Raw genomic sequence first — 11,630 nt, 5'->3', positions numbered from 1 at the left:
CGGTTTCAGGGGCCCGCCAGGATCGCCGATTCCACATCAGCGCGGCTGAGGCCGTAGGGGAACAGACGCACCGTGACGCTGCCGTCCTGCTCCCAGCTCACCTTCAGTTCCTCCACCTCCAGCTCAATGCGGGCACTCCAGGAGGGCTGCTTCAGGTCCCAGAGGCAAGGCTCGGCGCGGTCCCGGCAGGCGCCCAGATCACTCAGCCACTGCTCCAGCGCCGGCAGCGGGTGGTTGTAGAGGGGCGTCTGAAGGGGCGGTAAGGAGCTCATCCCCGGGCAGGCCTGCGGTGGAGCCTTCAGTGTGCCGCTCGGCGGGGCGCTCGATCGGATCAGCGGGCGGTGCGCTGGCGGGAGCGGTGAGCGGGCCGGTGAGGGGTGGCTGGGTGACCAGCTCCACCCCGCGCCACCAGGCCAGGCCCAGCCCCAGCACCAGGCTGAAGAGCAACGCCATCGCCAGCAGCACCAGGGCGAACCATTCCCCACCCGAGAAGGCCCGCCGCACCGAGAGGGGTCGACGCTCCGCGGCCGGTCCGGGCGTCACAGGCCCAGGCGCCCTGACGGCCGCTGGGCTGAGGGCCTCGACGCGCTGCAGCAGGGCCAGGCGCAGCTGGCTGTCGTAGGCGGAGCGGCGCTGGGGGTCCCCCAGCACCAGATAGGCCTCCTGCAGCCGCCGGAACTGATCCTCGGCCTCGGCCAGCGGCAGGGTGGTGGTATCGGGGTGGTACAGCTTGCTCAGGGAGCGGAAGGCCTGCCGCAGGTCCTGGACTGTGGCCGTACTCGGCAGACCGAGCAGGCCATAGAGGGATGGGCCCGTGACCGGGTGCTCGCCGCCTGCCACCAACCACGCGCCATGGTTGGGTGATCCTAGAGAGCTCCACCAACGGTGCTGCAGTGATGACGGCCCCCGCCGACCCGGTTCCCGCTGGCCTCTGGGACAGCCTGGGCTGGGAGCCCACCCCCGAGCAGCTGCGGCAGTTGATGGCCCTGCAACAGCAGCTGCGCCACTGGAACGCCCGCCTCAACCTCACCCGTCTGGTGGATGGCGACGATTACTGGATCGCCCAGGTGTTCGACAGCCTCTGGCCCTGGCGTCAGCTGCTCAACAGCCCCCATCCCCCCGCACAGCCCTTGCGCTGCCTGGATGTGGGCACCGGCGGCGGCTTCCCCGGCCTGGCCCTGGCGATCGCCCTGCCGCACGCCAGGCTCACCCTGGTGGATTCCGTCGGCCGCAAAGCTGAAGCGGTGAAGGACATGGCCGCCAACCTGGGCCTGGGCGAGCGGGTGCAGGTGCGCTGGGAGCGGGCTGAGGCCACCGGACATGCCTCCAGTTGCCGCGGCCAGCAGGACTGGGCCATGGCGCGGGCCGTGGCCGCCGCCCCGGTGGTGGCGGAGTACCTGGTGCCCCTGCTCAGGGCCAGCGGTCGGGCCCTGCTCTACCGCGGCCTGTGGAGCCCAGAGGATCAGACCTGCCTGGAGCGGGCCGCCACCTGCCTGCGCGCCGAGGTGGAGCGGGTGGAGCGGATCGACCTGCCGGGCGGACGGGGCGTGCGCCATGCGGTGGTGCTCAGGCCCAGTGCCCCCTGCCCGGCCAGCTATCCCAGGGCCGTGGGTCTGCCGGCCAAGCAACCCCTGGCCTGATCACCCATCGGCCATCAGCCGCCGCACACGGCTGCCCCCCAGCCGCTCCCGCAGGCCGCGCAGCAGCGCTGGAATTCGCTGGGCCCAGGGGCTGGCCGTCAGCACCGCCAGCAGGTCGGCTTCGCTCACCTCCTGGTCGAGGGCCTCGGCATTGGCGCCGGGGAACCAGTGGCTCCCCTGGCCCAGCAGCCCGTAGCGGGCCCGGGCGTACGCCTCCAGATCCCAGGCCTCCAGCAGGTTGTGCAGCCAGAGCAGCACCGGCAGGTTCAATCCGCCAGGGGTGGCCTCCCAGGCGGGCAGGCCCTCACTCCAGCTCTCCAGCCAGGGGGCGCCGAGGGCCTCCAGCCGGACATGCTCCAGCCGCTCCTGCACCGGGGCCAGCCAGCGCTCGGCCTCGGGCAGCAGGGCCACCGCCTGCAGGTGCCGGTCGAGATCAGCCGGGCCAGCGGCACCGACGCTGATGGTGTGGATCGTCGCCTCGCGCAGGCAGAACAGGTCGTTGAATTCGATCGGATGCAGCGGCGCGCACAGCCCGCGGAGCCGCTCGGAGGGGCTGTGCAGGTGGCCGCCCTTGTCGGTGGGGCTGATCACGAACACGCCCATGTCGTGGCGACGGGCGGCCTCAAGGGCCGGGCGATTGTCCTGGCGGATGTAATACCAGTGCAGGTTGATGTAATCGAAGGCATCACTGGCGATCGCTTCGAGGATCAGCGCCAGGGGCGCGTGGGTGGAGAAGCCCACATGGCCGATGCGCCCCTGCCGCTGCCAGCGCCGCACCACATCGAGGCACCCCCCCGGCCGCAGGGTCTGCTCCAGGTGCTCCGGAAGGTTGAGGCCATGGATGCCGAGCAGATCGAGCCGCTCGATGCGCAACCGCTCGAAGCTCAGCTCCAGCTCCGCCTCGAACTGGGCGGGATCGTCTTGGGGCGGCACCTTGGTCTGGAGGATGCGGCGGGGATCGGGCACCTGCCGCAGCAGGTCCCCCAGTTGCCGCTCAGAAGTGCCGTAGTGGCGGGCGGTTTCGATGTGATGAAAGCCAGCCGCCACCGCCTTCTCCAGGGTGGCGCGCAGGTTGGCCTGGCTCTGGGCCGTGATCTCAGCGGCCGGCAGGTCGCTCCAGCTCTGCTGATAGCGCATGCCCCCCAAGGAGAGCACCGGCATGGCCAGTTGCGTGCGCCCGAAGCGACGGCAGGGCAGAGCTGCAATCAAGGCCGAGGCAACGTGCGCTGAACGCGGGATTGGCTTGGGTAGCCCAGGGGCAGCAGCTCCTGGGAGCGCAGGCGCTGGTCGAGCTGGGGCACGTCTTCGTAGGGCACCCAGTGGATGCAATCCACCGGACAGGTGTCGATCGCCTCCTGGATGATCTCCGTGCTGTCGCCGTCCTGACGGATCGCCCGAGAGCGGCCCCAGACCGGTTCCACCAGAAAGGTGTTACCCGCCACATGGGCGCAGTAGCGGCAGCCGATGCAGACGGCCTCATCGACCCAAACCGCCTGCTGACGCAGGCGACCTCCCAGCAGCGGCTCATGGCCACTGGGTTGTTCTCGGCTGCGGGCAGGGGCGGCGTAGGCCACCGAGGGATCCACCTCAGCCATCCCAGCGGGTCACCACCAGTTCAATCGAGCCATCGAGGCTGGAAGTCTGCTCGCTCACCTGGAAGCCCTCCTGGGCGGTGGCTTCCAGCACCTGGCGCAGGGCATAGCGCTGGGTGATCTGGGCGAGGAAACGCTCCACCGGAATGGGTTGCTTCCACAGTTCCAGGTCGGTGACCAGCTCATAGCTGCCGGAATCGGCATTCCAGCGGAAGCCGATGTCGCAGCCGTCCTCGCGGCTGAGGGCCACGTCGGCCAGCACGGTCTGGCCGCGGTAACCGCGCACCGGCCGCTCCCCCAGCTCGGGGTCGTGGCCAAGGTCCCGCAGGGCCCCCAGCAGGGCCCCGCGGTCACGCAGTTCGGTCTTGACGGTGCTGAAGTGGGACATGGGGAGCGGCCGAAGGGTACGGGTGAAACTCAGGCGGAGCGTTGATGGACGCCCACGGAGGGGCTGACGGCCTGGGCCGTGGCCACGAAGGCCTCGGAGGTGGAGCGGCGCTGCTGCAGCAAACCGAGCTGGCTCTCGATCCGCTCAGTGAGCTGCTCGCAGGCGGCGCCCTGGACGCCTTCCACGAGCTCCTCGACCTGCCCATCGGGGCGAATGCGGAAGCGGATGGTGGTCTGGGCCATCCAGGCTCACTCAGGTGGGCAAATGTTAACCACGTTGCCCTGGCGCTGCCGGGGCCGCTTCAGCGGATCAGACCGTCTTCCACCAGGGTCTGCAGCCGCTCCAGCACCGCCGGGCTCTCCAGCTGCTCCAGGGCCACCCGCGCCTCATCCCGCACCGTCGAATCGCCGTCGTGGAGCATCACCGCCACCAGCGCCTCCACCAGTTCCGCCTGGCGTGGAGCCACCAGGCGGTCGTACAGGCGCCCGAGCGACCAGGCGCTGTTGCTACGCACCACCGGCTCGGAATCGATGCACAGGCTCACGAGCAACTGGGCGGCGGCCTGGTCGGCCTTGGCCGCCCCGGTACCGCCCACATCCGCCAGCGACCCCGCCGCCCACAGCCGCACCGCGGCGATGTCGTTCTGCAGGGCCCGGATCAGGGGGTTGAGCACGGGCGACTCGGCGTAGTTGCCCAGACTCCAGGCCACCGCCTTGCGCACATAGCCGTTGCTGTCGTCCTGCAGCAGGGCCAGCAGCGGCGCCACCGCACGAGGATCAGGGTTGCGGCCCAGGGCATAGACCGCGCTCATGCGCAGGATCGGGCAGGTGGCCTCCAGCAGTGGCAGCAACTGCGGGATCGCCCGGGGGTCGCGGTGTTCGCAGAAGATGCGCAGCCCCTGCATGCGCTGGTCATGGCCGCCCCTGAGCCACTCCAGCCCCAGGTCGCATTCAGCGGCGATGTCGGCCTCGGCGGGCTCGAGCGCATCGAGATCTTCGAGCGGATCGCCCAGCAGCTCATGGGCCAGCTCACCGGCCAGCAGTTCCGGGTCAAAGGCCAGCTCGGCCGGACCGTAGACGTAGGCGGGCGGGGTCACGCTTGGATCGGGCTTGGCTTGGTCGGTCATGGCCCTCAGCCGATCGGTGCGGGGGCGGCCATGTCACCCGGAAGCCAGATCCTGGCACTCACCGCGAAAAGTGCCAGACCGAACAGCACGATGATGGCGGCTGGCAACAGGGTGGAACGGAAGAACGACACGGCACTGGCCAAGGAGGTTCCTCATTCTGAATGCTGGGGTCATCGGACTTCCGTAGGGTTCGCCCAGTCGTGTCCGGCCCTTGGCACCCGAACCAGCCAACGAGCGCATGGCAGCAGCCGAGGCGCCCTCCGCCCCCCGCCAACGCCTGGTTGCAGTGACGGCCCAGGGAGTGGCCAGCGGCACCCCTTACATGGTGGGCAGCAAGCTGCTGCAGGGATGGCTGGCCGCCAGCAATGTGCCCCTGAGCCTGATCGGCCTGCTCGGCCTGGCGGAACTGCCTTACACCCTGAAGATGTTCTGGGCGCCGGCCCTCGACCGCTGGCCACTGCCCTGGCCCGACCGCCGGCGGGGCTGGTTGCTGCTGCTGCAGGTCACCCTGGTGGGTGTGATTGCGGCCATGGCCCTGCTGCGACCAGGCACGGACGGGGGCAGTCTCACGGCGATCGGCCTCATGGCCGTGCTGCTGGCGGTCTGCAGCGCCACCCAGGACATCGCTGTCGACGCCTACCGCACCGACCTTCTCCCCCCGGCTGAGCGGGGTGGCGGAGCGGCCGCCTCCGCCATGGGCTACAGGGGGGCCATGCTCGCCATCGGTGCCGGAGGTTTCATGCTGGCTGGCCGTTTCGGCTGGCCAGCGGCGTTCCTGGCCTCGGCCGCGCTGCTGCTGGCGGTGGTTCCATTCACCCTGGCGGCGCCGCCGCTGGCACCGATCGAGCATCCCGTCACCAGCCTGCGCCAGGCGGTGCTGGGCCCGGCACGGGATTTCCTGCGTCGCACCGGCATCGGGCGGGCCACTTTGTTGCTTCTGCTGGTTCTGTTCTACCGCTGGCCCGATGGCCTGCTCAACCTAATGGCCGTCCCCTTTCTGATTCAGCAAGGGTTCAGTCCCGGGCTGATCGGCGCTGTGCAGGGGGGCTGGGGCATCGCCGCCACGATGATCGGCACGGTGCTCGGCGGGGTGCTCTTCAGCCGTCTGGGCATGAACCGCTCGCTCTGGTTGTTCGCCCTGATCGGAGCGATCGGCAACCTCTCCTATTGGGCCCTGGCCCAGTTCGGTGGCGGCCAGACCGCACTGGTGCTGGCCGTAGGCATGGAGAACATCGGCGGCGGCATGGTGGGAGCGGTCTTCGTGGCCTTGCTGATGAGCCTCTGCAACCCACGGTTCTCCGCCACCCAGTACGCCCTGCTCTCAGGGGTCTACGCCCTGAGCCGCTCAATCCTGGCGGCTCCGGCCGGGCTGGTGGCCGAACAGGTGGGCTGGAGCAACTTTTTCCTGTTCACGGTGGCGGCGGCACTGCCGGCCTTCCTGCTGATGCTGCGACTCACCCCCTGGAACGGCGTCGGCCCCCACGGTGCCTTTGATCCAGCGAAAGATCCCACCTGAGGCGACCGTCAAGCACACCCAGACTCGACGGTGGTCAGAGTGATGGGAGCGCCGCCCGCCGCCGGAGCTGACCGCAGGCGGCATCTTCGTCGAGGCCGCGGCTGGCTCGCACGCTCACGGCCACATGCCGCTCCTGCAGCGCCCGCCGGAAGGCCTCCACCCGCTCGGGGCTGGGGCGCTGAAAATCCTCCTCCTCGATCGGGTTGTAGGGGATCAGGTTCACGTGACTCTGGAAGCCCCGCAACAGCGTCGCCAGTGCCGCCGCCTGGCGGGGGTGATCGTTGAGCCCCCCCAGCAGGATGTACTCGAAGCTCACCCGCCGGCCGGTGATCTCCACGTAGCGGCGGCAGTCGTCGAGCAGCGTCTCCAGCGGGTAGGCGTGGGCCGTGGGGATCAGCTGTTCGCGCAGGGCCTGATCGGGGGCATGCAGGCTGACCGCCAGGGTGAACTGGGCCCGGCCCAGGCGCTCCAGGGCGAGTTCGGCCAGGCTGGGCAGGGTGGCGGGCACCCCCACGGTGCTCACCGTGATCTGGCGCTGGGCCATGCCCAGGTCGGTGCAGAGGCAGTGGATGGCCGCCAGCACCGAATCAATCGTGAGCAGCGGTTCCCCCATGCCCATGAACACCACATGGCTGGGGCGGCGCTCCATCACCTCGCGCACGCAGAGCACCTGATCAACGATTTCATGCACCGCCAGGGAGCGCTGCAGGCCGCCCTTGCCGGTGGCGCAGAAGCGGCAGGCCATCGGGCAGCCCACCTGACTGGACACGCAGACCGTGAGCCGGTCGCGGGAGGGAATGCCCACGGTTTCGAGGCTGAGGCCATCGGCGGTGCTTAGCAACAGCTTGGTGGTGCCGTCCTTGGCCACGCTGCGCAGCAGCTCCCTGGAGCGGCCAAGGGCATTGGCGCCGCCGGGATCGGCCCCGGCCGCGAGACTCTCGCGCCAGGCCTTTGGCAGCACACTGATGTCGGCCAGGCGGCGGGCCCCCTTGGCATAGATCCAGTCGTGCAGCTGACGGCCACGGAAGGCGGGTTGCCCCTGGCTGACGGCCCAGGCCTCCAGCTCGCCGAGGCCCAGGCCCAGCAGGGGCACGGCCTGAGGCGAGGGTGCCTCGCTGATCACGACCAGATCAGCAGACCATGTCCGAGCCAGCGCTCCACCGCCACCAGGGAGATGAAACCGAGCATGGCCCAGCGGCCATTCAGCCGTTCGGTGTGGGTGTGGAAGCCGAAGCGGGGCAAGCGCCGCTTCGGGATGAGCGTGGGTTCGAGCAAGGGGATCAGTCCTCCGTGAGTAGGCCCTCTTCCTGCAGACCCTCAACGGCCGCGGGATCGGGGATGAGCTCTTCCTCCAGGCCTTCCTCCTGGGCGGGCCGGGCAAAGGCCGCGAAGGAGCTGGCGGCCGCTTCGATGCCGCGCTTGCTGCGGACCGCATCGAGTTCATCCTCGGAGGGGTCCTCCAGCACCGCCTTGGTGACGGGAGCCGCGGCGGGCATCTCCACGGTGTAGTCCGGGCGGAGATTGGCTACGCGCCGGTAGCTGCCGGCCTCCTCATCGAGGATGTCGGGGTGGGGACCGGCTTCGGCGCGCAGTTCCTCCTCGAAGCCGCCGAAGCCGGTGCCGGCGGGGATCAGGCGGCCGATGATCACGTTCTCCTTGAGACCGCGCAACCAGTCGCTCTTGCCCTCGATCGCCGCTTCGGTGAGCACCCGGGTGGTCTCCTGGAAACTGGCGGCGGAGATGAAGCTGTCGGTGTTGAGCGAGGCCTTGGTGATGCCCAGCAGCACCGGCGTGAACTCGGCGGGGGCACCGCCGGTGATGGCCATGGCCTGGTTCACCTGCTCCACCTGACGCAGCTCGATCAGCTCACCGGGCAGCAGGGTTGTGTCCCCGGCATCCTCGATGCGCACCTTGCTGGTCATCTGGCGCACGATCACCTCGATGTGCTTGTCATCGATGGTGACCCCCTGGGATTTGTAGACGTTCTGCACCTCCTGCACCATGCGGAACTGCAGCTTGGAGATGGCTTCCTGGGCCGCCTCCATCGAAGGCTTGCGGTCCCTGAGGTCCTCGAAGTAGCACTCCAGCAGTTCGTGGGGGTTGATCGGACCGTCGGTGAGCATCTCGCCGGCGGTCACCTGCTGGCCGTCGTTCACCATCACGTTGCGCCCGAGCAGGATCGGGTAGTCGGTACTGATGTCGTCGTGCTCGATCACCGAGACGGTGACCGAATCGTCGTCTTCGCCCAGCTTGATGGTGACAGTGCCGGGCTTGCGGCAGAGCACCGCGGATTCCCGCGGCCGCCGGGCCTCCAGCAGTTCTTCAATCCGGGGCAGACCCTGAACGATGTCCCCGGTCTTCTGGCGCTCGAACACCAGCAGCGCCAGGGCATCCCCGCGCTGCACCAGTTCGCCGTCGCGCACGTGCAGCACCGAATCCGGTGACACCATGTAGGGACGGCCCAGGCGCATGGTGATCAGGCTGCCGTCGATGGCTTCAACCTGACCGCAGCAGGGGGCCTCGATGCCACTGGCGAGGGGCTCGCCATCCACCAGGCGCTGGCCCACGCTCACCGCCAGCTGGGCGCTGCCGATGTCGAGCCCGCGGGTGTCGCCATCCCGCTCGACAATCAGACGCCGCACCGGCTCCCCTTCCACGGGATCGGGCAGCTGAACCATGCCGTCTTCCTTGCAGAGAATCTGAGTAGTGGCGACCACATCGCCGCTCTTGACGCTGGTGCCGTCCTCCACCTGTAGCTCGGTGTGAGTGGACCCATGGCTGGCGTCGGAGAGGGTGTCGCGGCGAACCAGCAGGGTTTCGAGAATGACCAGCTGCAAGCGCTCGATCGTCTTGGCCCGCTTGTCGGGGATCGCCTCCACATCCACCGTCATCTGGGGAGTGGTGTCGAAGGTGTCGAGGATCAGCTGGGTGCGCAGCAGCTCAACACCCTCCACCGATTTGATCAGTTCGCTGTCCTTGAAGGTGAGGCGCTGGGTGGCCTTGAGCCCCAGGGTGGGGCCGCCGTTCTGCTTGACGCTGCCCAACTCGGGCAGATGGGCGACATCGGGAATGGGGTATTCCTCCACCGGCCGCAGCAACAGGGCGCCACCTTCCTTGGTATCCACCGCCTCGATGTAGACCATGGCCTCAGGCACCAGTCCGGGGGCGATCTCTTCACCGGGATTGTGCAGACGACCCTCGTCGCTGTAGCGGGCGAGGACCTTGGCGTCACTGATCAGATGCAGCGTGCCGGAGCGCACGATGATCTCTCGCAGGATGTCGTTCTTCTGGGTCACGGTCACGATCCCGGCAGTCTGGCTGAAGATGTCTTTAACCACTTCAGTGCCGGCCTCGATCCACTGGCCGTCTTCGATCATCAACAGGGAGATGTCCTTGTTGATCTCATGGGTTTCCTGGGGGATCCAGAGCACCGTGCCCCCCTTGGACACCTCATAGCCGTTCTTGGCGGAGCGGGCTTTCTTGATCGAGAGGCCAGGGGCGTACTTGATCAGACCACCGGTCTGGGTGCGGAAGCGATCGTCGGCCAGCTCGGCGATCACTTCACCACTGCTGATCTTGCTGCCGGGCTGGGTCTTGAGCAGGTAGCGGATGTTGTCCTTGCCCTCCAGGTGCCAGATCTCACCGGAGTGGGTGGATTCACCCACCAGCTTGCAGTCCTTGAGGGTGAGGCTGGCGGTGACGATCTGCACCTCGCGGGAATCGCCGGTGGAATCGCGCAGACGAACCGAACCGCCGTGCTCACTCACCAGACGGCTCTCGGCCAGCACCTCCCCGACGGTGACGGCGGTGTTGCCCTTGACCACGGGCTGGGCATTGGGGGGCAGGTTGTAGACATCCCCCGCGAGCACCCAGAGGCGGCCGAGGCGCTGGGCCTTGAGGGTGATGTTGCCCTGGCGGTCGGTGGACTCGCGGGGCTGAATCACATCTTCATAGCGCACCTGACCGGCCAGGTCGCAGATCACATCCTTGGTGGCCTTCTCCACGCTCTTTTTGACCGCGGCACCAGCGGAGATCTGGGCCAGCACCAGGTCGGAGGGCACCTCATCACCATTGGCGACGAAGAGCACCGAACCGGCGGTGATATCGAGCCGCTGGATCTTGCCCTTGCCGCTGGGCTTCACCGCCAGGATGAAATCGGTTTCCGAGAGATGGGCCTCCACCCCGTGGGAGGTGCGGTGGTCGCGAACGCGGGCCTTGGGACCGAATTCAACCGTGCCAGCCACCAAGGAGCGCACCACGCCGGTCTCGGCCGTGGACACACCACCGGTGTGGAAGGTGCGCATCGTCAGCTGGGTGCCGGGCTCACCGATCGACTGGGCGGCAATGATGCCCACTGCTTCACCCAGATCCACCAGCTCGTTGTGGGCCAGGGCCCAGCCATAGCACTTGCGACAGACCGAGCGGGCGGCCTCGCAGGTGAGTGGCGAGCGCACCACCACGGTCTTGACGCCGGCGGCTTCGATCAGTTGGGAGAGCTCAGGATCGATCTGTCCGTCGCGATCCACCAGCAAGGTGCCGTCCGGGCCATGCACAGGCTCACCGGCGAGACGACCCACCAGCTTGGCGAAGAACCGTCCCCGCTCATCAGCATGGATGGGGATGCCGCGGGTGGTGCCGCAGTCGTCCTCGCGCACGATCACATCCTGAGCCACATCCACCAGTCGGCGGGTGAGATAGCCCGAGTCGGCGGTGCGCAGAGCAGTGTCCACCAGGCCCTTGCGTGCGCCATAGGAGGAAATCACGTATTCCGTGACCGTGAGGCCCTCACGGAAGTTGGTGCGAATCGGCAGGTCGATGATCTCCCCCTGGGGGTTGGCCATCAGGCCGCGCATGCCCACCAGCTGACGCACCTGGGACATGTTGCCCCGGGCGCCGGAGTTGGCCATCATCCAGACCGAGTTGAGGGGGTCGTTCTCGTTGAAGTTCTTCTTGACCTCCTCCACCAGCCGCTCATTGGTTTCTGTCCAGGTGTCGATCACCTTGGTGTGCCGCTCCACCTCGGTGATTTCCCCCAGCCGGTAGCGCTCTTCGGTATCGGTAATTTGCTGCTCGGCTTCCGCTAGCAAGCGGGCCTTCTCGAAGGGAATGCGCAGGTCTTCCACGGAAATCGAGACCGCGGCCTGGGTGGCGTAGTGGAAACCCAGATCCTTGAGGTCGTCGGCCATGGAGGCCGTGGCGGCGGTGCCATGGTGCTTATAGGCCCAGGCCACGAGATTGCGCAGGGCTTTCTTGTCGATCTCCCGGTTGCGGAAACGTGGTGCTTCCTTGCTCAGGGGCGCGCGGCGGTCGAGGGGATTGGTCTTGGAGGGGGTGGTGGTCATGGCGGCGAGCGAAAAGGAAGACCGGA

Annotated in this window: 13 protein-coding genes; 2 read left to right on the top strand and 11 right to left on the bottom strand. The window is 68.0% G+C overall.

Annotated features, from left to right (window positions below; all coding sequences use genetic code 11):
- Nucleotides 1–5: 5 nt before the first annotated feature.
- On the bottom strand, nt 6–272 hold the full coding sequence (locus KBY67_RS07915) for a DUF3143 domain-containing protein (RefSeq protein ID WP_255110489.1): 267 nt from the start codon (nt 270–272) through the stop codon (nt 6–8).
- Entirely contained in the window at nt 199–840 is a 642-nt protein-coding gene (locus KBY67_RS07910; RefSeq protein ID WP_255110488.1) for a J domain-containing protein, read from the bottom strand. The genes KBY67_RS07915 and KBY67_RS07910 overlap by 74 nt, the downstream gene beginning before the upstream one ends.
- Before the next feature lie 56 nt (nt 841–896).
- Here KBY67_RS07910 and KBY67_RS07905 point away from each other — a divergent pair, with 56 nt between their 5' ends.
- Nucleotides 897–1,640: a 16S rRNA (guanine(527)-N(7))-methyltransferase RsmG gene (locus KBY67_RS07905; RefSeq protein ID WP_255110486.1), complete on the top strand. Its 744-nt coding sequence runs from the start codon at nt 897–899 to the stop codon at nt 1,638–1,640.
- Here the strand turns inward: KBY67_RS07905 and KBY67_RS07900 are convergent, their stop codons facing one another.
- The 6 genes from KBY67_RS07900 to KBY67_RS07875 are packed head-to-tail and all read right to left on the bottom strand — an operon-like array spanning nt 1,641 to nt 4,877.
- Nucleotides 1,641–2,801, bottom strand: coding sequence for an aldo/keto reductase (locus KBY67_RS07900; RefSeq protein ID WP_255110536.1), 1,161 nt, complete (start codon nt 2,799–2,801; stop codon nt 1,641–1,643).
- Nucleotides 2,802–2,845: 44 nt separating this feature from the next.
- Nucleotides 2,846–3,235: a ferredoxin gene (locus tag KBY67_RS07895; RefSeq protein ID WP_255110485.1), complete on the bottom strand. Its 390-nt coding sequence runs from the start codon at nt 3,233–3,235 to the stop codon at nt 2,846–2,848.
- Complete coding sequence (locus tag KBY67_RS07890; RefSeq protein ID WP_255110483.1) at nt 3,228–3,620, bottom strand: DUF1257 domain-containing protein; 393 nt, start codon at nt 3,618–3,620, stop codon at nt 3,228–3,230. The genes KBY67_RS07895 and KBY67_RS07890 overlap by 8 nt, the downstream gene beginning before the upstream one ends.
- Before the next feature lie 29 nt (nt 3,621–3,649).
- Nucleotides 3,650–3,862, bottom strand: coding sequence for a DUF2997 domain-containing protein (locus KBY67_RS07885; protein WP_255110481.1), 213 nt, complete (start codon nt 3,860–3,862; stop codon nt 3,650–3,652).
- Nucleotides 3,863–3,921: 59 nt separating this feature from the next.
- Complete coding sequence (locus KBY67_RS07880) at nt 3,922–4,746, bottom strand: HEAT repeat domain-containing protein (RefSeq protein WP_255110480.1); 825 nt, start codon at nt 4,744–4,746, stop codon at nt 3,922–3,924.
- Between the two features lie 5 nt (nt 4,747–4,751).
- Complete coding sequence (locus KBY67_RS07875) at nt 4,752–4,877, bottom strand: hypothetical protein (RefSeq protein WP_255110479.1); 126 nt, start codon at nt 4,875–4,877, stop codon at nt 4,752–4,754.
- An 80-nt stretch (nt 4,878–4,957) separates the two neighbouring features.
- Between KBY67_RS07875 and KBY67_RS07870 the strand changes: the two genes are divergently transcribed.
- Nucleotides 4,958–6,262, top strand: coding sequence for an AmpG family muropeptide MFS transporter (locus tag KBY67_RS07870; RefSeq protein WP_255110477.1), 1,305 nt, complete (start codon nt 4,958–4,960; stop codon nt 6,260–6,262).
- 34 nt (nt 6,263–6,296) lie between these two features.
- Here KBY67_RS07870 and rlmN read toward each other — a convergent pair whose 3' ends face one another.
- The 3 genes from rlmN to KBY67_RS07855 are packed head-to-tail and all read right to left on the bottom strand — an operon-like array spanning nt 6,297 to nt 11,604.
- Complete coding sequence (gene rlmN, locus KBY67_RS07865; RefSeq protein ID WP_255110475.1) at nt 6,297–7,385, bottom strand: 23S rRNA (adenine(2503)-C(2))-methyltransferase RlmN; 1,089 nt, start codon at nt 7,383–7,385, stop codon at nt 6,297–6,299.
- Entirely contained in the window at nt 7,382–7,537 is a 156-nt protein-coding gene (locus KBY67_RS07860; protein ID WP_255110474.1) for a chlorophyll a/b-binding protein, read from the bottom strand. Before KBY67_RS07860 ends, rlmN begins: the two co-directional genes overlap by 4 nt.
- Nucleotides 7,538–7,542: 5 nt before the next feature.
- Nucleotides 7,543–11,604 (bottom strand): DNA-directed RNA polymerase subunit beta', encoded by a 4,062-nt coding sequence (locus tag KBY67_RS07855; protein WP_255110473.1) that lies wholly within the window; start codon nt 11,602–11,604, stop codon nt 7,543–7,545.
- Nucleotides 11,605–11,630: the final 26 nt, after the last annotated feature.

It is taken from the genome of Synechococcus sp. RedBA-s, from assembly GCF_024345495.1.
Classification (GTDB): Bacteria; Cyanobacteriota; Cyanobacteriia; order PCC-6307; family Cyanobiaceae; genus Regnicoccus_A.
Note: the sequence above shows the minus strand (reverse complement) of the source record. Positions and strands in the feature narration are given on the sequence as shown.

Bases quoted from the DNA above. Each gene is read 5' to 3' on its own strand.
- KBY67_RS07915 (WP_255110489.1), bottom strand. From the start codon at position 272: ATGAGCTCCTTACCGCCCCTTCAGACGCCCCTCTACAACCACCCGCTG.
- KBY67_RS07900 (WP_255110536.1), bottom strand. From the start codon at position 2,801: ATGCCGGTGCTCTCCTTGGGGGGCATGCGCTATCAGCAGAGCTGGAGC.
- KBY67_RS07880 (WP_255110480.1), bottom strand. From the start codon at position 4,746: ATGACCGACCAAGCCAAGCCCGATCCAAGCGTGACCCCGCCCGCCTAC.
- KBY67_RS07855 (WP_255110473.1), bottom strand. From the start codon at position 11,604: ATGACCACCACCCCCTCCAAGACCAATCCCCTCGACCGCCGCGCGCCC.
- KBY67_RS07890 (WP_255110483.1), bottom strand. From the start codon at position 3,620: ATGTCCCACTTCAGCACCGTCAAGACCGAACTGCGTGACCGCGGGGCC.
- KBY67_RS07885 (WP_255110481.1), bottom strand. From the start codon at position 3,862: ATGGCCCAGACCACCATCCGCTTCCGCATTCGCCCCGATGGGCAGGTC.
- KBY67_RS07905 (WP_255110486.1), top strand. From the start codon at position 897: ATGACGGCCCCCGCCGACCCGGTTCCCGCTGGCCTCTGGGACAGCCTG.
- KBY67_RS07895 (WP_255110485.1), bottom strand. From the start codon at position 3,235: ATGGCTGAGGTGGATCCCTCGGTGGCCTACGCCGCCCCTGCCCGCAGC.